Here is a 22,910-nt window from a genome sequence, read left to right as displayed (position 1 = left end):
TTAAGGGCGGCCGTAGCCGCCCTTAGTGCTTGATTACAGGACGAAACCTGCAATCTGTCAAGTAAACTCAGCAAACTTCGGAATAAAAATCCCGAAGAGTCAGAGAATTACTCGCCTTTAGCTGCTTTGAAAGCTTCAGCCATTGCGTTGTTGGAGAAGTTTGCATCTTCCTGTTTGTTAACAGTTGCGATTGCATCTTTCTCGTCAGCTTCGTCTTTCGCACGAACAGACAGGCTGATTGCGCGGTTTTTACGATCAACGCCGGTGAATTTAGCTTCAACTTCGTCGCCAACGCTCAGAACCAGGGTAGCGTCTTCAACGCGGTCACGGGATGCTTCAGAAGCACGCAGGTAACCTTCAACGCCGTCAGCCAGTTCTACGGTTGCGCCTTTAGCGTCAACTGCAGTTACTTTACCGGTTACGATAGCGCCTTTCTTGTTCAGAGCAACCCAGTTGTTGAACGGATCTTCTGCGAGCTGTTTAACGCCCAGGGAGATACGTTCACGTTCTGCGTCAACCTGCAGAACAACTGCAGCGATTTCGTCGCCTTTTTTGTATTCACGAACTGCTTCTTCGCCTGCAACGTTCCAGGAGATGTCAGACAGGTGAACCAGGCCGTCGATGCCGCCGTCCAGGCCGATGAAGATACCGAAGTCAGTGATAGACTTGATTTTACCTTCAACACGGTCGCCCTTGTTGTGGGTTTCCGCGAACTGCTGCCACGGGTTAGCTTTGCACTGTTTCAGACCCAGGGAGATACGACGACGTTCTTCGTCAATATCCAGAACCATAACTTCCACTACATCGCCAACGTTAACAACTTTGGACGGATGGATGTTTTTGTTGGTCCAATCCATTTCGGAAACGTGTACCAGGCCTTCAACGCCTTCTTCGATTTCAACGAAGCAGCCGTAGTCGGTCAGGTTGGTCACGCGACCAGTCAGTTTGGTTCCTTCCGGATAACGTTTAGCGATAGCTACCCACGGATCTTCGCCCAGCTGTTTCAGGCCCAGGGATACACGGGTACGTTCGCGGTCAAACTTCAGCACTTTAACAGTGATTTCGTCGCCCACGTTGACGATTTCGCTCGGATGCTTAACGCGTTTCCAGGCCATGTCAGTGATGTGCAGCAGGCCGTCAACGCCGCCCAGATCAACGAATGCACCGTAGTCAGTGAGGTTCTTAACGATACCTTTAACTTCCATGCCTTCCTGCAGGTTTTCCAGCAGCTGATCGCGCTCTGCGCTGTTTTCGGATTCGATAACGGCACGACGAGAAACAACAACGTTGTTGCGCTTCTGATCCAGCTTGATTACTTTGAATTCAAGCTCTTTGCCTTCCAGGTGCAGAGTGTCACGCACCGGACGAACGTCTACCAGAGAACCTGGCAGGAACGCGCGAATACCGTTCAGCTCAACAGTGAAGCCGCCCTTAACTTTGCCGTTGATAACACCGGTAACAGTTTCAGCATCTTCGTAAGCTTTTTCCAGCGTGATCCAGGCTTCGTGACGTTTAGCTTTCTCACGGGACAGCAGAGTTTCACCGAAGCCGTCTTCTACTGCGTCCAGAGCAACGTCAACTTCGTCACCTACCTGGATTTCCAGCTCGCCCTGGGCGTTTTTGAACTGCTCAGCCGGGATGGCAGACTCAGATTTCAGACCAGCGTCAACCAGTACTACGTCTTTGTCGATAGCAACAACAACGCCACGAACGATAGAACCCGGGCGGGTTTCGATTTCTTTTAAGGACTCTTCAAAGAGTTGAGCAAAAGATTCAGTCATGTTTAATCTTCAGGTTTATATTTAACGTCCACCTGGCTCCGTGCCGGATGGGGTTGTTTAACATACCCGCTGTCATTCCATTGCAACGGGGGTACTGCAAATTCGGTCGCTTATGCGAGAGCCAATTTTTGGCGCGCGTAGTGTAACGCTTTTTCAATCACTTGCTCAATGCTTAAGGTGGTGGAGTCCAACACTAAAGCATCGGCTGCCGGAACCAGGGGCGCTACCGCGCGATTACGATCGCGGTCGTCGCGTTCTTTGATCTCGGCCAAAAGGCGTTCAAAGTTAACACTAAAGCCCTTCTCCTGCAACTGTAGCATGCGGCGATGCGCACGTTCTTCCGAGGAGGCGTCAAGGAAAATTTTTACTGGCGCATCAGGGAATACCACTGTCCCCATATCGCGGCCATCGGCAATCAGACCTGGCAATTCGCGAAACGCACGTTGGCGACGCAATAATGCTTCTCGAACTCGAGGAAATGCGGCGACTTGTGAAGCGGCATTTGCCACTTCCTGGGTTCGAATTTCGCCGCTGACATCTTCCCCTTCGAGTATCACTTCCAGATTGCCATTGGTCGAAACAAAACGTACATCCAGATGAGATGCCAGCGGCACCAGCGCATCTTCCGAGGCCACATCAACATGGTGATGTAATGCAGCCAGTGCCAGTACGCGATAAATTGCACCCGAGTCCAGCAGATGCCATTGCAACGCTTCCGCCATAGCCTTACACAAGGTGCCCTTCCCTGCACCGCTTGGGCCATCAATGGTAATAACCGGGGCAATTGCCGTCATCTTTATCTCCTTAAAACAGGCGTACTGTTAACATAACCGCGCGCATTATACGCTTCAGGGCCACAAATCGTTAACGTTGTGTGCAAAAACTCGTTTTGTCTGTATTCAGATGGGGATTTATTGCGCAATTATAGCGGGCTGGCGAGGGACCAGCCCGAAAGATGACAATGATTTACTTACCGGAGGCGATACGCTCACGAATGTGTTGAGCGCGCTCTGTTGATGGTGGGTGGGAATCAAACATTGACTGGGTACGACCGCCATCCAGGCTGGCCAGTTTTTCAAAGCTACCTACCAGTCCCTGAGTGCTGATGCCACGTTTCTTCAGCAGATCAAAGGAGAAATCATCAGCTTCGGACTCTTTATCGCGGGAGTACTTAGCATTGATAGCGCCTTCTGCGATATCACCCAGTTGCGAACGAGAAAGCTGGGAAGCAACACCGCTGGTGGCGGAGATTGCATCGCGTGCGGCAACGATCGCATAAGAGGCTTTCATTTCAGCCAACGAGTGACCCAGCGCGACGTGACCCAGTTCATGGCCCAGAACGCCTTCAATTTCGTTGTCGTTCATCATGTCCATCAGACCACTGTAGACACGAACACAGCCGTTGGCCATCGCCCATGCGTTGACGTCGCTGGTCATATAAACCTTATAGTTGACCGGCGTACCGTTAATGTTGTTACCCAATGCTTTGGCGATTTTCGCCAGACGTTTACCATACTTACTGGATTTGCTTGCTACTTGATTGCCGCTGTCCATTTCGGCACAGCCCTGATTTGCAATGGCTTTTGCATCAGCATCGCTTAACGTTGCGGCTTTATAGGCATTTAAACCGGAGCTGATAGCCATATTGGTATCGATACCGTGCGTATTTTGACACCCTGTCAGTAATGCTGCAGAGGTCGCAATTGCCAGCAGTAATTTAGTATTCTTCATGTGAATCATCCGTTGATTAATCATATATAAATATTATATATCAACAAGTTACATTGACATCCAACGCTACCATCTATAAAAGTGACTCACAAGGTCCGAAAAAAAACGCCGACATTGTGTCGGCGTTTTGATAAAGAAAGGTTTGTCTATTTACCGCCCGATGTTCATTCAGGCTGGTTGGCTAATCTGCGCCAGTTGCTCGAAGTAATCCGGGAAGGTTTTAGCCGTACATTTTGGATCAAGTATCGTCACCGGTGTATCTGACAACGCCACCAGTGAGAAACACATCGCCATCCGGTGATCGTTATAAGTCGCAATCTCGGCGAATTTCAATTTTTCCGGCGGTGTGATACGAATAAAATCATGTCCTTCTTCTACCTCCGCACCGACTTTACGCAACTCTGTCGCCATCGCGAACAGACGATCCGTTTCTTTTACGCGCCAGTTATAAATATTGCGCAGCGTGGTGGTTCCTTTCGCAAAAAGCGCGGTCGTAGCAATGGTCATCGCTGCATCGGGAATATGGTTCATATCCATATCGATGGCGTTCAGTTCGCCACGCGTGCAGGCAATATAATCATCGCCCCAGCTAATAGTCGCCCCCATTTTTTCCAGTACATCAGCGAAGCGAATATCGCCCTGCATACTGTTACGGCCAATGCCAGTCACTTTTACCGTGCCGCCTTTGATCGCACCTGCTGCCAAAAAGTAAGAAGCGGAGGAAGCGTCTCCTTCCACTAAATAGCTGCCCGGTGATTGATAAGATTGGCCGCCTTTCACCACAAATTGTTGATAGCCCTGATTTTCAATCTCAACACCAAACGTTTTCATCAGGTTGAGTGTGATATCGATATAAGGTTTAGAAACCAGGTCGCCTTTAATACGAATAACTGTATCTTCCGGCGCCAGCGGCGCAGTCATCAATAGCGCGGTGAGGAACTGACTGGAAACGGAGCCATCAACTTCAACATTGCCGCCAGTAAAACCGCCCTGTAAACGCAGCGGCGGATAATTCTCTTGTTCCAGGTAAGTGATTTTTGCCCCCCCCTGGCAAAGTGCATCTACCAGATGACCAATTGGCCGCTCTTTCATACGCGGCTCACCAGTCAGGACAATATCATTGCTTCCCAGACAAAGTGCCGCCGCCAGCGGACGCATTGCCGTTCCGGCGTTACCAAGAAACAACTCCAGCGCGCTTTCTACGTGTAATGGGCCGCCGTTACCAATGATTTCGCAACGCGTACGATCGGCTGAAAGCGTATAGCTCACCCCTAACGCCTGCAGTGCATTCAGCATGTGGCGCACGTCATCGCTATCCAGCAGATTGGTTAATACTGTTTTGCCGTGCGCTAATGCCGCCAGCAATAAAGCGCGGTTAGAAACGCTCTTGGAACCGGGCAGATTAATAGTGCCATCGACACGGGCGATGGGTTGTAACGTCAGGGATTCCATGAACTCAACTCTCTACAACAGAAATAAAAACCCCACAGTCTGGCTGTGGGGATTACGCAAAATGTCGGCATTAGCCGTGACGACGTTCGAACTCAACCATGAAGTCTGTCAGTGCTTTAACGCCTTCCAGCGGCATGGCGTTATAAATAGAAGCGCGCATTCCGCCGACCACACGGTGACCTTTCAGCGCATGTAAGCCCGCAGCAAAAGACTCTTCAAGGAACAATTTATCAAGCGCGCTGTCGGCCAACTGGAACGGTACGTTCATCCGCGAACGGTTAGCTTTCGCTACATCATTCCGGTAGAAATCACTGTTATCAATCACCCCATACAGCAGTTCTGCTTTTTGCTGATTGATGTTGTCCATTGCAGCCACACCGCCGTTCGCTTTCAGCCATTTGAAGACCAAGCCAGATAAGTACCAGGCAAACGTTGGCGGTGTGTTAAACATGGAGTCGTTATCGTTGAGGATGGAGTAATCCAGAATCGATGGGCAGGCGATATTCGCTTTACCCAGCAAGTCTTCGCGAACAATAACAATCGTCAAGCCTGCCGGGCCGATATTTTTCTGAGCGCCAGCGTAAATCACACCATAACGGCTGACATCAATTGGACGGGAAAGAATCGTTGAAGAGAAGTCGGCAGCGACCACCACTTCTTTACCGAAGTCTGGTGTTTCATCGATAGCGATACCATCGATGGTTTCATTCGGGCAGTAATGCATATAAGCAGCATTATCAGAGAGTTGCCATTCACTCATTGGCTTAACAGCGCGAAGACCATCAACGGTCACTTTCGCATCAAACACATTTGGTGTGCAGTATTTTTTCGCTTCTTTGATAGCGCTTGCTGCCCAGTAACCCGCATCAACATAATCTGCGGTGGTTTTATCACCGAGAATATTTAGCGGTACAGCCGCAAATTGGCCGCGACCGCCGCCGTGGCAGAACAATACTTTGTAGTTGGAGGGGACGTTAAGAAGATCGCGCAAATCCTTCTCGGCTTCCTCTGCAACCTGAATGAACTCTTTGCCACGGTGGCTCACTTCCATCACCGACGTACCAAGACCGTTCCAGTCGCGAAGTTCCTGTTGAGCCTGTTTAAGCACCTCTGCCGGTAGCATTGCCGGACCAGAACTAAAATTGAAGATTTGAGCCATTTCCCCTCACCACGTTGCGTTGCTATTAACCCGCGGTCAATCGATTGCGACCACAGGTAATACATTATTCCTGTGGCTATCGGTTTTATCATTCAGTGACTCGCATCGCAATGAGTAAAACCGTTGAGGGCAAAAATGTGGCTTACATCACACAAAAGAATCTCTCGGATTATTAGCAAAAAACCGATGTTTTCGCTGTCAGGTCACCCGTTTTGCCCGACTTGCCTTAGTCCATTCTGGATTTGCACAGCGCGGACATAATTGTTTTTCTCCTGCGTTCATATGAATGATTTCACTGCAACGAATGCAGGCATAGTCCGCCGGCTCCGGCACCACTTTATAACGCTGAGTACAATCACTGGGTAAAATCAGTAAGCCCGGCTTCACCTTGTCATTTTCAAAGAAATAGACGCTGATTTGGCCATTGGTTTCGAGAATAGCCAAACGTACCTGCCCCAGTTGTTCCACGCCACGCAACCGTAGTTCCATAAAGAACTCAAATTCCGTCATGTTGGAGTTATTGAGTTTCGACCAGGCCAACTCGCCATCTTCAATAATGACAACAGGTTTACCTTCCAGCAAATCTACCAGTTTTTCACTGTGCGCCATCAACCACATCACCAGGCGGTATAACAACGCCAGGGTAATAAATACGATAAGCACCGGGACCATCGGCACATCGTCATAAAACGCCACATCCCCTGCCGCCGACCCCAGCGTCAGAATGATTAATACCTCAAATAGTGACATTTGTCGCACACCGCGTCTCCCTGTCATTTTGAGGAACAAAAAGACCAACACAAAGGTATAGAGACTGCGTAGGGCAACTTCGCCAAGGAAATCAAAAGGCACTTTATCGAATGCCATACGGTGGAGATCGAACGCCTTCATTTTTATACTCTTATCGTAGTTTATCCGCTAAAAGCATAGCTAACAGTTCATCGGCGTGGCGGCGGTGATAGCGCCTTTGAGATAAAACCCGTATTATTGCGCGCTTTCCGTACGACTAAAGTGATTTTCATGACGCAAACATTTATCCCCGGCAAAGATGCCGCTCTGGAAGACTCCATCGCTCGCTTCCAGCAAAAACTCTCCGACCTCGGTTTTCAGATTGAAGAGGCCTCATGGCTGAACCCAGTACCTAACGTCTGGTCGGTAAATATTCGCGACAAAGAGTGCGCCCTGTGTTTTACCAACGGTAAAGGCGCAACAAAAAAAGCAGCGCTGGCTTCTGCACTCGGTGAATATTTCGAGCGTCTCTCTACCAACTACTTTTTTGCTGACTTCTGGCTGGGCGAAACCATCGCCAACGGTCCGTTCGTGCATTATCCCAACGAAAAATGGTTCCCGCTGACCGAAAATGACGACGTGCCTGAAGGCCTGCTCGATGACCGTCTGCGCGCGTTTTACGATCCGGAAAATGAACTGACCGGCAGCATGCTAATTGATCTGCAATCAGGTAATGAAGATCGCGGAATTTGCGGCCTGCCTTTTACTCGCCAGTCCGACAATCAGACCGTTTATATTCCGATGAATATCATTGGTAACCTGTACGTCTCCAACGGTATGTCCGCAGGTAATACCCGCAACGAAGCGCGTGTTCAGGGATTGTCTGAAGTTTTCGAACGCTACGTGAAAAACCGCATTATTGCTGAAAGCATCAGCCTGCCAGAGATCCCGGCAGACGTGCTGGCGCGTTATCCGGCAGTTGTTGAAGCGATCGAAACACTGGAAGCGGAAGGTTTCCCGATCTTCGCTTATGACGGTTCGCTTGGCGGTCAGTATCCGGTTATCTGCGTGGTACTGTTCAATCCAGCTAACGGCACCTGTTTTGCCTCTTTCGGCGCGCATCCCGATTTTGGCGTTGCGCTGGAACGTACCGTAACCGAACTACTTCAGGGGCGTGGTCTGAAGGACCTGGATGTATTTACTCCGCCAACCTTTGATGATGAAGAAGTCGCTGAACATACTAACCTCGAAACGCACTTTATTGATTCCAGCGGTTTGATCTCCTGGGACCTGTTCAAGCAGGATGCCGATTATCCGTTTGTGGACTGGAGCTTCTCCGGCACCACTGAAGAAGAGTTTGCCACGCTGATGGCTATCTTCAAAAAGGAAGATAAAGAAGTTTATATTGCCGATTACGAGCATCTGGGTGTCTACGCTTGCCGCATTATCGTGCCAGGCATGTCCGACATTTATCCAGCTGAAGATTTATGGCTGGCAAATAACAGTATGGGCAGCCATTTACGTGAAACGATCCTTTCGCTGCCAGGCAGTGAGTGGGAAAAAGAAGATTATCTGAACCTCATCGAGCAACTGGATGAAGAAGGTTTTGACGACTTTACCCGCGTGCGTGAACTGTTGGGTCTGGCGACCGGACCGGATAACGGCTGGTACACTCTGCGTATCGGTGAACTGAAAGCCATGCTGGCGCTTGCTGGCGGCGATATGGAACAGGCTCTGGTCTGGACCGAATGGACGATGGAATTTAACTCATCGGTGTTCAGCCCTGAACGCGCCAACTATTATCGCTGCCTGCAAACTTTATTGCTGCTTGCTCAGGAAGAAGATCGTCAACCGCTGCAATATCTGAATGCATTTATTCGTATGTACGGTGCAGATGCGGTTGAGGCTGCCAGTGCGGCAATGAGCGGCGAAGCGGCGTTTTATGGCTTGCAACCCGTGGACAGCGATCTACACGCGTTTGCCGCGCATCAGTCGCTGTTGAAGGCCTACGAAAAGCTGCAGCGCGCCAAAGCGGCATTCTGGGCAAAATAAAATCAAATAGCCTACGCAATGTAGGCTTAATGATTCGTCTGAGTTATATTACGGGGCGTTTTTTTAATGCCCCGCTTTACATATATTTGCATTAATAAAATATTTGTAATTATAAAGTTAAATATCGGTAATTTGTATTTAATAAATACGATCGATATTGTTACTTTATTTGTCTGGTGCTCCCTTTTAATTAACTGTTTTAGCGGAGGATGCGGAAAAAATTCAACTCATTTGTTAATTTTTAAAATTTATTTTTATTTGGATAATCAAATATTTACTCCGTATTTGCATAAAAACCATGCGAGTTGCGGGCCTATAAGCCAGGCGAGATATGATCTATATCAATTTCTCATCTATAATGCTTTGTTAGTATCTCGTCGCCGACTTAATAAAGAGAGAGTTAGTGTGAAAGCTGACAACCCTTTTGATCTTTTACTTCCTGCAGCGATGGCCAAAGTGGCCGAAGAGGCAGGTGTCTATAAAGCAACGAAACATCCGCTTAAGACTTTCTATCTGGCGATTACTGCCGGTGTTTTCATCTCAATCGCATTCGTCTTCTATATCACAGCAACCACCGGCACAGGCACAATGCCCTTTGGCATGGCGAAACTGGTTGGCGGCATTTGCTTCTCTCTGGGGCTGATTCTTTGTGTTGTCTGCGGTGCCGATCTCTTCACTTCCACTGTACTGATCGTTGTTGCCAAGGCGAGCGGGCGTATCACCTGGGGTCAGTTGGCGAAAAACTGGCTAAATGTCTATTTTGGCAACCTGGTCGGCGCACTGTTATTTGTGCTGTTGATGTGGCTTTCTGGCGAGTATATGACCGCGAATGGTCAATGGGGGCTGAACGTCCTACAAACCGCCGACCACAAAGTACACCATACTTTTATTGAGGCCGTCTGCCTCGGTATCCTGGCAAACCTGATGGTATGCCTGGCAGTATGGATGAGTTATTCTGGCCGCAGCCTGATGGACAAAGCGTTTATCATGGTGCTGCCGGTCGCGATGTTTGTTGCCAGCGGTTTTGAGCACAGTATCGCAAACATGTTTATGATCCCTATGGGTATTGTAATCCGCGACTTCGCATCTCCGGAATTCTGGACCGCAGTCGGTTCAGCACCGGAAAATTTTTCTCACCTGACCGTGATGAACTTCATCACTGATAACCTGATTCCGGTTACGATCGGCAACATTATCGGCGGAGGTTTGTTGGTTGGGTTGACATACTGGGTCATTTACCTGCGTGAAAACGACCACCATTAATGGTTGTCGAAGTACGCAGTAAATAAAAAATCCACTTAAGAAGGTAGGTGTTACATGTCCGAGCTTAATGAAAAGTTAGCCACAGCCTGGGAAGGTTTTACCAAAGGTGACTGGCAGAATGAAGTAAACGTCCGTGACTTCATTCAGAAAAACTACACTCCGTACGAGGGTGACGAGTCCTTCCTGGCTGGCGCTACTGAAGCGACCACTACCCTGTGGGACAAAGTAATGGAAGGCGTTAAACTGGAAAACCGCACTCACGCGCCAGTTGACTTTGACACCGCTGTTGCTTCCACCATCACCTCTCACGACGCTGGCTACATCAACAAGCAGCTTGAGAAAATCGTTGGTCTGCAGACTGAAGCTCCGCTGAAACGTGCTCTTATCCCGTTCGGTGGTATCAAAATGATCGAAGGTTCCTGCAAAGCGTACAACCGCGAACTGGATCCGATGATCAAAAAAATCTTCACTGAATACCGTAAAACTCACAACCAGGGCGTGTTCGACGTTTACACTCCGGACATCCTGCGTTGCCGTAAATCTGGTGTTCTGACCGGTCTGCCAGATGCGTATGGCCGTGGTCGTATCATCGGTGACTACCGTCGCGTTGCGCTGTACGGTATCGACTACCTGATGAAAGACAAGCTGGCACAGTTCACCTCTCTGCAGGCTGACCTGGAAAACGGCGTAAACCTGGAACAGACTATTCGTCTGCGCGAAGAAATCGCTGAACAGCACCGCGCTCTGGGTCAGATGAAAGAAATGGCTGCTAAATACGGCTACGACATCTCTGGTCCGGCTACCAACGCTCAGGAAGCTATCCAGTGGACTTACTTCGGCTACCTGGCTGCTGTTAAGTCTCAGAACGGTGCTGCAATGTCCTTCGGTCGTACCTCCACCTTCCTGGACGTATACATCGAACGTGACCTGAAAGCTGGCAAGATCACCGAACAAGAAGCGCAGGAAATGGTTGACCACCTGGTCATGAAACTGCGTATGGTTCGCTTCCTGCGTACTCCGGAGTACGATGAACTGTTCTCTGGCGACCCGATCTGGGCAACCGAATCTATCGGTGGTATGGGCCTCGACGGTCGTACGCTGGTTACCAAAAACAGCTTCCGTTTCCTGAACACCCTGTACACCATGGGTCCGTCTCCGGAACCGAACATGACCATTCTGTGGTCTGAAAAACTGCCGCTGAACTTCAAGAAATTCGCCGCTAAAGTGTCCATCGACACCTCTTCTCTGCAGTATGAGAACGATGACCTGATGCGTCCGGACTTCAACAACGATGACTACGCTATCGCTTGCTGCGTAAGCCCGATGATCGTTGGTAAACAAATGCAGTTCTTCGGTGCGCGTGCAAACCTGGCGAAAACCATGCTGTACGCAATCAACGGCGGTGTTGATGAAAAACTGAAAATGCAGGTTGGTCCGAAGTCTGAACCGATCAAAGGCGACCTCCTGAACTACGATGAAGTGATGGAGCGCATGGATCACTTCATGGACTGGCTGGCTAAACAGTACATCACTGCACTGAACATCATCCACTACATGCACGACAAGTACAGCTACGAAGCCTCTCTGATGGCGCTGCACGACCGTGACGTTATCCGCACCATGGCGTGTGGTATCGCTGGTCTGTCCGTTGCTGCTGACTCCCTGTCTGCAATCAAATATGCGAAAGTTAAACCGATTCGTGACGAAGACGGTCTGGCTATCGACTTCGAAATCGAAGGCGAATACCCGCAGTTTGGTAACAACGATCCGCGTGTAGATGACCTGGCTGTTGACCTGGTAGAACGTTTCATGAAGAAAATTCAGAAACTGCACACCTACCGTGACGCTATCCCGACTCAGTCTGTTCTGACCATCACTTCTAACGTTGTGTATGGTAAGAAAACCGGTAACACCCCAGACGGTCGTCGTGCTGGCGCGCCGTTCGGACCGGGTGCTAACCCGATGCACGGCCGTGACCAGAAAGGTGCTGTAGCTTCTCTGACTTCTGTTGCTAAACTGCCGTTCGCCTACGCTAAAGATGGTATCTCTTACACCTTCTCTATCGTTCCGAACGCACTGGGTAAAGACGACGAAGTTCGTAAGACCAACCTGGCTGGTCTGATGGATGGTTACTTCCACCACGAAGCGTCCATCGAAGGTGGTCAGCACCTGAACGTGAACGTGATGAACCGTGAAATGCTGCTCGACGCGATGGAAAACCCGGAAAAATATCCGCAGCTGACCATCCGTGTATCTGGCTACGCAGTACGTTTCAACTCGCTGACTAAAGAACAGCAGCAGGACGTTATTACTCGTACCTTCACTCAATCTATGTAATTAGATTTGACTGAAATCGTACAGTAAAAAGCGTACAATAAAGGCTCCACGAAAGTGGGGCCTTTTTTAGCAAGAGAGCCTTTTTTGTCAGCTATCTATACTTTAAGGTAACTGCCAAAACAGACTCGACGTAGCCTTCGAGCTGCGCACCAACACGGCCTCAGATGGGCCACATCTGGAGAAACACCGCAATGTCAGTTATTGGTCGCATTCACTCCTTTGAATCCTGTGGAACCGTAGACGGCCCGGGTATTCGCTTTATCACCTTTTTCCAGGGCTGCCTGATGCGCTGCCTGTATTGCCATAACCGCGACACCTGGGACACGCATGGCGGTAAAGAAGTTACCGTTGAAGATTTAATGAAAGAGGTGGTGACCTATCGCCACTTTATGAACGCTTCCGGCGGCGGCGTTACCGCATCGGGCGGCGAGGCTATCCTGCAAGCCGAGTTCGTTCGTGACTGGTTCCGCGCCTGCAAAAAAGAAGGCATTCATACTTGTCTCGATACCAACGGTTTTGTTCGTCGTTACGATCCTGTGATTGATGAACTGCTGGAAGTGACCGATCTGGTAATGCTCGATCTCAAACAGATGAACGACGAGATCCACCAGAATCTGGTCGGCGTTTCCAACCATCGTACGCTGGAGTTCGCTAAATATCTGGCGAACAAAAATGTTAAGGTCTGGATCCGTTATGTCGTTGTGCCAGGCTGGTCTGACGATGATGATTCTGCTCATCGTCTGGGTGAATTTACCCGCGATATGGGCAATGTCGAGAAGATCGAGCTTCTCCCCTACCACGAGCTGGGCAAACACAAATGGGTAGCGATGGGTGAAGAGTACAAACTCGATGGTGTAAAACCGCCGAAGAAAGAGACGATGGAGCGCGTGAAAGGAATTCTTGAGCAGTATGGTCATAAGGTAATGTTCTAATTTCCCCCGTAAAGCGGCAACTTTATTGAGTTGCCGCTTTGTTATTCCGCGCCGCATAAATAATTCGGGGCGTTATTTCTAGCGCCCTTACAGCACAGCTTCCAGATCTATTACCCAAACCGCCAGTATATGTCCTGTGGCTTGCGTGCTTTTCTCGATTAAGTGAAAACAGGTCAGCTCTGTACGAGTCTGCAGAGCTAACCACAATAATTAGTACGTATTCGCTTTACGTGCCAACAGCGGAAATATCAACCCCAACCCCACCAGCACAAATGGCGTGGCGATATTCAGCGCTAGCTGGAAGGTCCACTCTGCAGTGAAGGCTTCCATTTTCGGGAAGATCCCCGTCAAACAGGCAAAAGCAGTAAAGGCAAAACACCAAATACCGACAGTCATCGCCAGAGACTTATTACGAATAAAGACATATTCCGGTTTATATTTCTGCGCCAGGCGAACTACTGCAATAAACGCCACGAACACCCACAAATAACGCAGTGGCATCACTACTGAGTTCAGATTGAGCAGCCATTTGTAGAGATTATTCATGTCACCAATACCCAGTGTTGGCAGCATAATCAAAATCGCCACCAGCGCCAGTGTCAGTAGATAACCATTAACCGGTGTACCTGAATCATTGGTACGGCACAATCTGGCTGGAATATATTTACTATCCGCATCACCTAATAACACTTTCAGAGGAGCATCGATGGAGAACACCAGGGCGGCGGCTTGTCCCAGGGTATTTGCAATGGCGTAAATCACCATTAGGGTATTACCCATGTTGTAATACTCGCCAAGCTTCTGAAAAGCGTAATACTGACCGTTAGTCATTAAGTCATCAGGGATATTACGCGAGTCAAACATCATCCCCATCGCTAGTGAGCCCAGAATGGCACAAACTGCAACCATCACCGCCAGGCATAGCATCCCTTTTGGAAATTCTTTTCCTGGGTTGCGCGTCTGATTAACATAGGGAGAAATCTTCTCTGCACCGCCAACCGCGAAAACCAGCATTGAAATAGTGGTAATGTAGGTAAAATCGATATGGGGAATGAACGTTTCCCAGGTAATGTTCGTGGTCGCAATATGCACTTCAGTAATCGCAGGTGCGGTTACTGCCATCGCTACATACAGAAGCGACATGATAAACATCGCAATCCCTGCCACAGAACCGACGATTTTCAGCGATTTCATACCACGTGAAGCGACCCACATAAAGAAGACAAACAGCACCAGCGTTAACCCCTGTAACGCTACGACTGAATATTCTTTGATTAACGAACCGTCGCCTTTCATCGCCCAACCGAGCGCAATCAGAATGGCCTGTGGTTTTTGTGCCAGATAGGGTATATGCACCACCCAATAGGTCCACGCGGCAAGATAAGCCAGACCGGGGCCCATTGTATGTTTAATCCAGGTACTGACTCCACCTTTCCCATCTTTAAAGGTCGACCCCAACTGACCGACAATCAACGCATATGGTGTAAAATAGAGAGCAAATATAAACAGCCATGAAAAAACAACGACCAACCCCTGGTTGGCATAGTTATTAACAACGTTGCCAAAGCCCCAGACGGTAATAAAAGACATCAGTGCAATGTTGTACCAGCGCAACTGTTTTTCCTGAACGTTCCCAGCCATAAATCGATCCTTCGCCATTTTTTAATAGATATCTGTAAAACGAGGGATTATGCGCGGCTAACAAGAAGTACGAAAATAGCGGAATGCAAAATTACAGCCTGCTGCACAATTTATTTTTCCATAAATGAAATTTGGTAAAAACAAGTTGTATAGAGGAAACAAAAAAACAGAGTGTGATACAGCATGTTCACACTCTGCACTAATTCATTTACACATGAGCGACAGGTTTGGGGGTATGACCGGCGTTACGCAGCAGCATCAACAAGTAGATAAATGACACACTGGCAATCATAATAAATAATAATTTATCGGAAAAATTCTGCATTAGTATGGCGGTAAAAGACGGACCAAGCAGACTACCGACTGTATAACTCAACAGTAAGGCCTGATTCATCGCCACCAGTTGATGATGTTCAACCTTCTCACAAGCCCAGGCCATCGCTACTGGATACAGCGTAAAGCCCGCAGCACCGAGAATAAACAATGAAGGCGCCATCGCAGCCTGGCTTAACATTGCAATACTACCAAGAATGACAACAAAAACCTGAACGCGCAGTACCAGTAGGCGCCCAAATTTATCCGCCAGACGCCCAATAGGCCACTGCCCAAGGATTCCTGCGCTGACCAGTACAGCCATCCAGAAACCGATACTGGCGTTATTGATCCCCTGATGGTGAAGATACAATGGCATCAGACCATATAGAGAGCCAAGGACAATCCCGGAGATAATACAACCATTGACCCCAAGCCGTGCCTGGCGGAGTTTAAGCATTGATGTAATCGGCGTAGCCGGATGGTTTTCCGTTTGCTGATTCAAGATGCGAGTAAACAACAACGGTAAGATACCTGCCAGTATCAGACCCGTTGCCCACGGTAACACGGTCATCAGCTCAGTCGACACTTTGCTGACCAGTAACTGGCCTAAAAACGTCCCCACGTAATAAACCATCATATACGCAGCAAGCAGCCGCCCACGGTTACGGGACGTCCCACTGCACATCAGCGCGCTTTCCACCACGACCCAAATCATGGCGCAGCCAACGCCTGCAACGAAACGCCAGGCAAGCCAACTCCAGAAACCAATCATCAAAGCAAGCCCGGCACAGCCCGCAGCAAAAATGAAGGAAGCAAGGTAATAGCTGCGATTAAACCCAAAGCGTTTAATGACATACCCTGTCAGTAAAGTACCGACCAGGTTGCCGGTAAAATAAGACGAACTGACGACGCCAACCTGCCATGTGGGCAAGTGTACCTGGGCGAGCCATAGCGGCACGAGTGTATTTAACACCGCGATCGCCAGAGTCAACAAAAGTAGGCCAGACAGCAAAAGCATGACAGGCCGGGTATACGTGGACATGAATGAAAACCGTGAGGAAGTTCAAATTTCATGCGCATCATGCCACCGCCAAAAACATTGTCAATGGGTGAAAATACGTACATAACGTAGCGGCACTATTATCGATTTATATTACTCATTCATAACACTAATAACGAAAAGATAATCAGTCTCATCTAATTGTTTTTATTGATCTAACATAAAGTTCATATGGTTAGTTCAGTCGAAAAATTTCATGGTCACAGCAAACCTGAATTTCCCGTCTATGCTTTCAGGGCAACGCATCGCGTCTGAACGATTTCAGGCGTACCACTGACTCTCGAAAGGAGAAGAGAATGACCAAACCGTATGTTCGTCTCGATAAAAATGATGCTGCTGTTTTGTTAGTTGATCATCAGGCCGGTTTACTTTCCCTTGTGCGGGATATTGACCCTGACAAATTTAAAAATAACGTGCTGGCGCTGGGTGACTTAGCAAAATATTTCAATCTCCCCACCATTCTCACCACCAGTTTTGAAACTGGTCCTAACGGCCCATTAGTCCCTGAGCTAAAAGCACAGTTTCCGGATGCACCGTATATTGCGCGTCCCGGAAATATTAACGCCTGGGATAACGAAGATTTTGTCAAAGCAGTTAAAGCGACAGGTAAAAAACAACTGATTATTGCAGGGGTGGTAACCGAGGTTTGCGTAGCATTCCCGGCGCTTTCGGCTATTGAAGAAGGGTTTGATGTCTTTGTGGTAACCGACGCTTCTGGAACCTTTAATGAGATTACCCGGCATTCAGCATGGGATCGTATGTCACAAGCTGGCGCTCAATTGATGACATGGTTCGGCGTGGCTTGTGAACTGCACCGCGACTGGCGTAACGATATTGAAGGACTGGCGACGTTGTTCTCTAACCACATTCCTGATTATCGTAATTTGATGACCAGTTATGACACGTTAACGAAACAGAAATAAGAGATAACCGGGGCCGAAACCCCGGTTATTACACCTTAACTGGCAACGGCCATGCCAACGGTCATATGCAAACCGTAGAATACCCCGCGGCCGATTAATTCCCCTGCGAGAAGCAGGATGAATGATACGGAAAGCAGAGGCACCGCAGGCTGAAAGCCTTTCACCTGCGGTGCAATCCACAAGCACAGTGCCACGGCCAAAAGTACAATCCGCCAGGACATCAGCGCACCGTAGTCAGGCACCAGTGCGGCAGCCTGTTGCACTGAACTATGAATGGTCGCCAGCTCCGCACCCTGCATTACTGACATCACGCCACTCACCACCAGTGCCAACACGGAAATTGCAGGCAGCAAACGCATCGCCCATCCATCGACGCCAGCCAGACTTAGTAACAGATAGCCCAGTAACGGGCCGCCCATAAACATGGTCAGGAAGAAGCCCATCGGCGTCCAGATGTTGTACCAGGTCGGTACAGTATCGATGCTGTTATAGACACGCACCATCATCCAGACAAAGACCACGCCGAGAACCATTGTCACCACCAGCCAAAGCGTGCGTAACGCCGGTGACAATTTTTTCAGCATCGCCAACAACCAACCGATTCCGCCTACGGCAAAAAAGATCGAACCGCTGGCGATTTCGTTACTCAGAGCTGAAGCCCCCACCCGGTTAAGTGAGTTGAAGGCGCGCATTGGTGAGCCAAGATGGAGCATAGAGGCGATAAACCCAATGCCCATCAGAACCCATAAGCCAAACATGCAGACGATAACGCGCTGCTGGGCTTCTGCTCGCAGGTTACCTTTGAGCAGCGCCAAAGCCAGAACGATAAAACCGCCCGCCACACATTGCCCGAAGACCGTGAAGATCATCAGCGGCCATTCATGCCATCCACTTCCCATCTCACACCTCCTTCGGGTTTGCCAGATAGCCAGTGGTATCCCCTGTTGGGCGGCTATTGGCGTTAGGTTTGATCACAATATTCGGTTTGGTGAAGTGCGCACGCGGCAACGGCGCAACAGCCGCCAGATCGCCGTGTTTTTTACGCAGCTCGTCGATAGGGCCGAAATCCAGCGCCCGTAGCGGGCAAGATTCGACGCAGATCGGTTTTTTACCTTCCGCGACGCGGTCATAGCAACCATCACATTTAGTCATATGACCTTTGGTTGCGTTGTACTGCGGTGCGCCATACGGGCAGGCCATATGGCAGTAACGACAGCCAATGCACACATCTTCATCGACAACGACAAAACCATCTTCACGTTTATGCATCGCGCCGCTTGGGCAGACTTTTGTACAAGCCGGATCTTCGCAGTGGTTGCATGAAATCGACAAATAGTAGGCAAATACGTTCTGATGCCAGACGCCGTTATCTTCCTGCCAGTCTCCACCAGCATATTCATAAATGCGGCGGAAACTAACTTCCGGCGTCAGATCTTTGTAGTCTTTACAGGCCAGCTCGCAGGTTTTGCAACCGGTGCAACGGCTGGAATCAATAAAAAATCCATACTGGGTTGTCATCGGTTACTCCTTACACCTTTTCAACCTGAACAAGGTTCGTATGTGATGGATTCCCCTTGGCAAGAGGAGACGGACGTTGAGTGGTCAGTACGTTAATACAACCGCCCTTATCGACGCGTTTCGCATCCGGGTCATACCAGGCACCTTCGCCCAATGCAACCACGCCCGGCATCATTCGTGGCGTCACTTTCGCCTCAATATGGACTTCACCACGATCGTTAAAGATCCGCACCTTATCGCCGTTGCTGATACCACGTTTTTGTGCATCGAGTGGGTTGATCCACATTTCCTGACGGCAAGCCGCTTTCAGCACGTCTACGTTGCCGTAGGTGGAGTGAACGCGGGATTTGTAATGGAAACCCGTAAGCTGCAGCGGATACTGTTTATTCAGAGGATCCTGATAACTTTCAAAGCCCGGTGTATAGATCGGCAGCGGATCGATCACATCGCCTTCCGGCAATTCCCAGGTGGCGGCAATGTCAGCCAACGCCTGTGAATAGATCTCAATTTTGCCCGATGGCGTGGTTAATGGATTAGCCTGCGGATCTTCACGGAAGGCTTTGTAAGCAACATGATGCCCTTGCGGATCGCGCTTTTTAAAGATCCCCTGTTTGCGGAACTCTTCAAAGGTTGGCAGTTCCGGAATCGCTTCGCGCGACTGGGCATACAGGTGACGCATCCACTCTTCCTGGGTACGACCTTCAGTAAACTGTTGCTCGACGCCAAGACGTTTTGCCAGTTCGCTGGTCATCTCGTAGATAGTCTTACATTCAAAGCGCGGTTTAATGACCTGGTCATTGAAAATGACGTAAGACATATTTCCGCAGGAAGCATCCAGCGCAAAGTCCATCTGTTCGGAGGCTGTGCAGTCCGGCAGCAGGATGTCAGCATATTTCGCCGATGAGGTCATGTGGCAGTCGATAACCACAATCAATTCACACTTCTTATCATCCTGGAGGATTTCGTGGGTACGGTTGATTTCCGAATGCTGGTTAATCAGACAGTTACCGGCATAGTTCCAGATCATCTTGATAGGAACATCCAGCTTATCTTTACCGCGCACACCGTCACGCAGCGCCGTCATTTCCGGGCCACGTTCAATGGCATCGGTCCACATAAACATGGAAATGCTGGTCTGAATCGGGTTTTCCAGGGTAGGCATCCGCACAAACGGTAAGCTGTATGAACCTTCTCGCGCACCGCTGTTACCACCGTTAATACCGACGTTCCCGGTGAGGATTGCCAGCATCGAAATGGCACGCGTGGCGATTTCGCCGTTGGCATGGCGCTGTGGTCCCCACCCCTGACTGATAAATGCCGGTTTGGTGCTACCGATTTCACGAGCAAGTTTGATGATTTTATCTGCCGGGATACCGGTAATTTGCGAGGCCCATTCCGGTGTTTTGGCAACACCGTCAGGCCCGTCACCCAGAATATACGCTTTGTAGTGACCATTTTTCGGCGCGCTGGCAGGCAACGTTTTTTCGTCGTAGCCGACACAATATTTGTCGAGGAATTCCTGATCAACCAGGTTTTCGGTGATCATGACATACGCCAGACCGTTAACCAGAGCAGCATCTGTTCCCGGACGAATCGGGATCCATTCATCTTCGCGTCCAGCGCCCGTGTCGGTATAGCGCGGATCGATAATGATCATACGAGCATTTGATTTTTGCCGCGCCTGCTCCAGGTAATAGGTCACCCCACCGCCGCTCATACGCGTCTCGCCAGGGTTGTTACCAAACAGCACCACCAGTTTACTGTTTTCGATATCTGACGGACTGTTGCCATCGGCCCAGCCGCCATAGGTATAGTTCAGACCTTCGGCTATTTGCGCGGAGGAGTAGTCACCATAATGGTTCAGATAACCGCCGCAGCAGTTCATCAAACGCGCTACCAGAGTATTTCCCGGCGGCCAGGAACGGGTCATAGTGCCGCCCAGCGTACCGGTACCATAGTTCAGATAGATGGATTCGTTACCGTACTCTTTAATCAGGCGCTGCATATTGGTGGCGATGATATCGTAGGCTTCTTCCCAGCTAATACGCTCGAATTTGCCTTCGCCACGAGCACCGACTCGTTTCATCGGATATTTCAGGCGGTCGGGATTGTAAACGCGGCGACGCATAGAACGCCCACGCAGGCACGCGCGCACCTGGTGCAGTCCGTCGTAATTGTCATCCCCGGTATTATCCGTTTCGACATATTTGATTTCACCGTCCACTACATGCATTCGCAGCGGACAGCGGCTGCCACAGTTAACTGTACAGGCGCTCCATATCACCTTTTCGTCTGAATTTTCCGGAGCAACACTATTAGCAGCGTGCACAATCCGGCTAAAGGGTAATGTTAACGCGCTGCTTGCCACCGCCAGGCCGCCAATCGCTGTCGTTTTTACCAAACCACGGCGACTCACCTCAGCAGCCAATACCGCATCAGGAATTTTCGTTTTCATAATGGCTCACTCAAGCTTGCTCACGATTGATTCCAGTAACAAACCGTATTGTGTGATTATTTCTATAGCTTTCGCTATATAGGTTTGTATACATCGAATAATTTGAAAATCAACAAGATACGAAGATTTTCACTCGAAAGTAGTATTGCGCTTAAGTCAGCTGTAATTATTGTTTGGTATCAAAGGGAGACAAAAAAAGCGCCCGAAGGCGCTTTATTGACTCAAAAAAATTGGATGTTAGCCAATATATTCCAGACCGTTCATATACGGGCGCAGAACTTCTGGTACTTCAATACGACCATCAGCTTGCTGATAGTTTTCCATTACCGCAACCAGCGTACGACCAACAGCCAGACCAGAACCGTTCAGGGTATGCACCAGACGGGTTTTCTTGTCAGACTTACTGCGGCAACGTGCCTGCATACGGCGCGCCTGGAAATCCCAGACGTTGGAGCAAGAAGAGATCTCGCGGTAGGTGTTCTGTGCCGGGATCCATACTTCCAGGTCGTAAGTTTTGCAAGCGCCAAAGCCCATGTCGCCGGTGCAAAGGATGATTTTACGGTACGGCAGGCCCAGCAGTTGCAGGACTTTTTCCGCATGACTAGTCATCTCTTCAAGCGCCGCCATTGAATCTTCCGGACGCACGATCTGAACCATTTCAACTTTGTCGAACTGGTGCATACGAATCAGACCACGGGTATCACGACCATAAGAACCAGCCTCAGAACGGAAGCATGGGGTATGAGCGGTCATTTTGATCGGCAGATCATCTTCATCGATGATTTCACCGCGTACCAGGTTGGTCAGCGGAACTTCTGCAGTTGGGATCAGCGCGTAGTTACTGGTATCAGCTTCTTCTTCCAGCGGACGAGTATGGAACAGATCGCCTGCAAACTTCGGCAGCTGACCAGTTCCGTACAGCGTATCCTGGTTAACCAAGTACGGGACATAGTTTTCGCTATAGCCGTGCTGCTCGGTGTGCAGGTCCAGCATAAACTGCGACAGTGCGCGGTGCATGCGAGCGATCTGCCCTTTCATCACCACAAAGCGCGAACCTGTCAGCTTAACCGCTGCCGCAAAGTCGAGGCCAGAGTGCATTTCACCCAGCGTCACGTGGTCACGAACTTCGAAGTCAAATTCACGCGGGGTACCCCAGCGACTGACTTCAACGTTGTCATTTTCATCTTTACCAACCGGCACTTCATCTGCAGGCAGGTTAGGGATTGTCAGCGCGATATCGCGAATTTCAGCCTGTAAAGCATCCAGCTCGGCTTTTGCTGCATCCAGCTCTTCGCCCAGTTTGTTCACTTCCAGACGTAAAGGCTCGATATCTTCCCCGCGCGCTTTCGCCTGGCCAATGGATTTCGATCGAGAGTTACGCTCTGCTTGCAGGTTTTCCGTTTTGACCTGCAATACTTTACGACGCTCTTCAAGAGCGCCCAGCTTATCTACATCCAGCTTAAAGCCCCGGCGTGCCAGTTTTTCAGCGACTGCGTCTGGCTCATTACGCAGCAGATTGGGATCGAGCATGCTTATCCTGTGCTTATCGAATTAAATAGGAG

The 22,910-nt window shown here is 49.5% G+C and carries 17 protein-coding genes and 1 pseudogene; 6 read left to right on the top strand and 12 right to left on the bottom strand.

Annotated features, from left to right (window positions below; genetic code table 11):
* Nucleotides 1-107 precede the first annotated feature (107 nt).
* From rpsA to A9180_RS09625, 6 genes are all read right to left on the bottom strand, one after another.
* Complete coding sequence (gene rpsA, locus A9180_RS09650) at nucleotides 108-1,781, bottom strand: 30S ribosomal protein S1 (RefSeq protein ID WP_000140327.1); 1,674 nt, start codon at nucleotides 1,779-1,781, stop codon at nucleotides 108-110.
* Nucleotides 1,782-1,891: 110 nt separating this feature from the next.
* Nucleotides 1,892-2,575: a (d)CMP kinase gene (gene cmk / locus A9180_RS09645; RefSeq protein WP_000125014.1), complete on the bottom strand. Its 684-nt coding sequence runs from the start codon at nucleotides 2,573-2,575 to the stop codon at nucleotides 1,892-1,894.
* 172 nt (nucleotides 2,576-2,747) lie between these two features.
* On the bottom strand, nucleotides 2,748-3,512 hold the full coding sequence (gene ycaL / locus A9180_RS09640; protein WP_001471311.1) for a metallopeptidase YcaL: 765 nt from the start codon (nucleotides 3,510-3,512) through the stop codon (nucleotides 2,748-2,750).
* 168 nt (nucleotides 3,513-3,680) lie between these two features.
* Nucleotides 3,681-4,964 carry a 3-phosphoshikimate 1-carboxyvinyltransferase gene (gene aroA, locus A9180_RS09635; protein WP_064528326.1) on the bottom strand — a complete coding sequence of 428 codons (1,284 nt, stop codon included), beginning with the start codon at nucleotides 4,962-4,964 and terminating at the stop codon, nucleotides 3,681-3,683.
* 70 nt (nucleotides 4,965-5,034) lie between these two features.
* Nucleotides 5,035-6,123, bottom strand: coding sequence for a 3-phosphoserine/phosphohydroxythreonine transaminase (serC, locus tag A9180_RS09630; protein ID WP_064528324.1), 1,089 nt, complete (start codon nucleotides 6,121-6,123; stop codon nucleotides 5,035-5,037).
* Between the two features lie 198 nt (nucleotides 6,124-6,321).
* Entirely contained in the window at nucleotides 6,322-7,014 is a 693-nt protein-coding gene (locus A9180_RS09625; protein ID WP_064528321.1) for a DUF421 domain-containing protein, read from the bottom strand.
* 129 nt (nucleotides 7,015-7,143) lie between these two features.
* Here A9180_RS09625 and ycaO point away from each other — a divergent pair, with 129 nt between their 5' ends.
* The 5 genes and pseudogenes from ycaO to A9180_RS22860 all read left to right on the top strand — a co-directional run.
* Nucleotides 7,144-8,904, top strand: coding sequence for a 30S ribosomal protein S12 methylthiotransferase accessory factor YcaO (ycaO, locus tag A9180_RS09620; RefSeq protein WP_064528320.1), 1,761 nt, complete (start codon nucleotides 7,144-7,146; stop codon nucleotides 8,902-8,904).
* A gap of 405 nt (nucleotides 8,905-9,309) precedes the next feature.
* Entirely contained in the window at nucleotides 9,310-10,167 is an 858-nt protein-coding gene (focA, locus tag A9180_RS24230) for a formate transporter FocA (protein ID WP_000642546.1), read from the top strand.
* 54 nt (nucleotides 10,168-10,221) lie between these two features.
* Nucleotides 10,222-12,504, top strand: a complete 2,283-nt coding sequence (pflB, locus tag A9180_RS09610) for a formate C-acetyltransferase (protein WP_001292820.1) — start codon at nucleotides 10,222-10,224, stop codon at nucleotides 12,502-12,504.
* Between the two features lie 191 nt (nucleotides 12,505-12,695).
* Nucleotides 12,696-13,436 carry a pyruvate formate lyase 1-activating protein gene (gene pflA, locus A9180_RS09605; RefSeq protein WP_000111043.1) on the top strand — a complete coding sequence of 247 codons (741 nt, stop codon included), beginning with the start codon at nucleotides 12,696-12,698 and terminating at the stop codon, nucleotides 13,434-13,436.
* Between the two features lie 99 nt (nucleotides 13,437-13,535).
* A pseudogene (locus tag A9180_RS22860) lies at nucleotides 13,536-13,598 on the top strand (LysR family transcriptional regulator); the annotation flags it as partial.
* Nucleotides 13,599-13,646: 48 nt separating this feature from the next.
* On the opposite strand, the gene A9180_RS09600 reads toward A9180_RS22860, so the two are convergent.
* Both A9180_RS09600 and A9180_RS09595 read right to left on the bottom strand, forming a co-directional pair.
* Entirely contained in the window at nucleotides 13,647-15,077 is a 1,431-nt protein-coding gene (locus A9180_RS09600) for an APC family permease (RefSeq protein ID WP_064528318.1), read from the bottom strand.
* A gap of 208 nt (nucleotides 15,078-15,285) precedes the next feature.
* Entirely contained in the window at nucleotides 15,286-16,434 is a 1,149-nt protein-coding gene (locus A9180_RS09595) for an MFS transporter (RefSeq protein ID WP_064528316.1), read from the bottom strand.
* Between the two features lie 314 nt (nucleotides 16,435-16,748).
* On the opposite strand from A9180_RS09595, the gene ycaC reads away from it, so the two are divergent.
* A complete protein-coding gene (ycaC, locus tag A9180_RS09590; protein WP_012133028.1) occupies nucleotides 16,749-17,375 on the top strand; it encodes an isochorismate family cysteine hydrolase YcaC in 627 nt (208 codons plus the stop codon).
* 35 nt (nucleotides 17,376-17,410) lie between these two features.
* Here the strand turns inward: ycaC and dmsC are convergent, their stop codons facing one another.
* From dmsC to serS, 4 genes are all read right to left on the bottom strand, one after another.
* Nucleotides 17,411-18,274 (bottom strand): dimethyl sulfoxide reductase anchor subunit DmsC, encoded by an 864-nt coding sequence (gene dmsC, locus A9180_RS09585; RefSeq protein ID WP_064528313.1) that lies wholly within the window; start codon nucleotides 18,272-18,274, stop codon nucleotides 17,411-17,413.
* Between the two features lies 1 nt (nucleotide 18,275).
* Complete coding sequence (gene dmsB / locus A9180_RS09580; protein ID WP_000213094.1) at nucleotides 18,276-18,893, bottom strand: dimethylsulfoxide reductase iron-sulfur subunit DmsB; 618 nt, start codon at nucleotides 18,891-18,893, stop codon at nucleotides 18,276-18,278.
* A gap of 10 nt (nucleotides 18,894-18,903) precedes the next feature.
* Entirely contained in the window at nucleotides 18,904-21,348 is a 2,445-nt protein-coding gene (dmsA, locus tag A9180_RS09575; RefSeq protein WP_064528309.1) for a dimethylsulfoxide reductase subunit A, read from the bottom strand.
* Between the two features lie 237 nt (nucleotides 21,349-21,585).
* On the bottom strand, nucleotides 21,586-22,878 hold the full coding sequence (gene serS / locus A9180_RS09570; RefSeq protein ID WP_064528306.1) for a serine--tRNA ligase: 1,293 nt from the start codon (nucleotides 22,876-22,878) through the stop codon (nucleotides 21,586-21,588).
* Between the last annotated feature and the right edge of the window lie 32 nt (nucleotides 22,879-22,910).

Origin of the sequence: Escherichia sp. B1147, assembly GCF_001660175.1 — a bacterium.
In the GTDB taxonomy this organism is placed as follows: Bacteria; Pseudomonadota; Gammaproteobacteria; order Enterobacterales; family Enterobacteriaceae; genus Escherichia; species Escherichia whittamii.
This window is presented reverse-complemented; position numbering and strand designations above follow the sequence as displayed.

Excerpts from the sequence above, each read along its gene's own strand:
- pflB (WP_001292820.1), top strand. The coding sequence starts at position 10,222 with ATGTCCGAGCTTAATGAAAAGTTAGCCACAGCCTGGGAAGGTTTTACC.
- pflA (WP_000111043.1), top strand. The coding sequence starts at position 12,696 with ATGTCAGTTATTGGTCGCATTCACTCCTTTGAATCCTGTGGAACCGTA.
- serS (WP_064528306.1), bottom strand. The coding sequence starts at position 22,878 with ATGCTCGATCCCAATCTGCTGCGTAATGAGCCAGACGCAGTCGCTGAA.
- serC (WP_064528324.1), bottom strand. The coding sequence starts at position 6,123 with ATGGCTCAAATCTTCAATTTTAGTTCTGGTCCGGCAATGCTACCGGCA.
- ycaC (WP_012133028.1), top strand. The coding sequence starts at position 16,749 with ATGACCAAACCGTATGTTCGTCTCGATAAAAATGATGCTGCTGTTTTG.
- cmk (WP_000125014.1), bottom strand. The coding sequence starts at position 2,575 with ATGACGGCAATTGCCCCGGTTATTACCATTGATGGCCCAAGCGGTGCA.
- aroA (WP_064528326.1), bottom strand. The coding sequence starts at position 4,964 with ATGGAATCCCTGACGTTACAACCCATCGCCCGTGTCGATGGCACTATT.
- dmsB (WP_000213094.1), bottom strand. The coding sequence starts at position 18,893 with ATGACAACCCAGTATGGATTTTTTATTGATTCCAGCCGTTGCACCGGT.
- ycaO (WP_064528320.1), top strand. The coding sequence starts at position 7,144 with ATGACGCAAACATTTATCCCCGGCAAAGATGCCGCTCTGGAAGACTCC.
- dmsC (WP_064528313.1), bottom strand. The coding sequence starts at position 18,274 with ATGGGAAGTGGATGGCATGAATGGCCGCTGATGATCTTCACGGTCTTC.
- A9180_RS09600 (WP_064528318.1), bottom strand. The coding sequence starts at position 15,077 with ATGGCTGGGAACGTTCAGGAAAAACAGTTGCGCTGGTACAACATTGCA.
- A9180_RS09625 (WP_064528321.1), bottom strand. The coding sequence starts at position 7,014 with ATGAAGGCGTTCGATCTCCACCGTATGGCATTCGATAAAGTGCCTTTT.
- ycaL (WP_001471311.1), bottom strand. The coding sequence starts at position 3,512 with ATGAAGAATACTAAATTACTGCTGGCAATTGCGACCTCTGCAGCATTA.
- A9180_RS09595 (WP_064528316.1), bottom strand. The coding sequence starts at position 16,434 with ATGTCCACGTATACCCGGCCTGTCATGCTTTTGCTGTCTGGCCTACTT.
- dmsA (WP_064528309.1), bottom strand. The coding sequence starts at position 21,348 with ATGAAAACGAAAATTCCTGATGCGGTATTGGCTGCTGAGGTGAGTCGC.
- rpsA (WP_000140327.1), bottom strand. The coding sequence starts at position 1,781 with ATGACTGAATCTTTTGCTCAACTCTTTGAAGAGTCCTTAAAAGAAATC.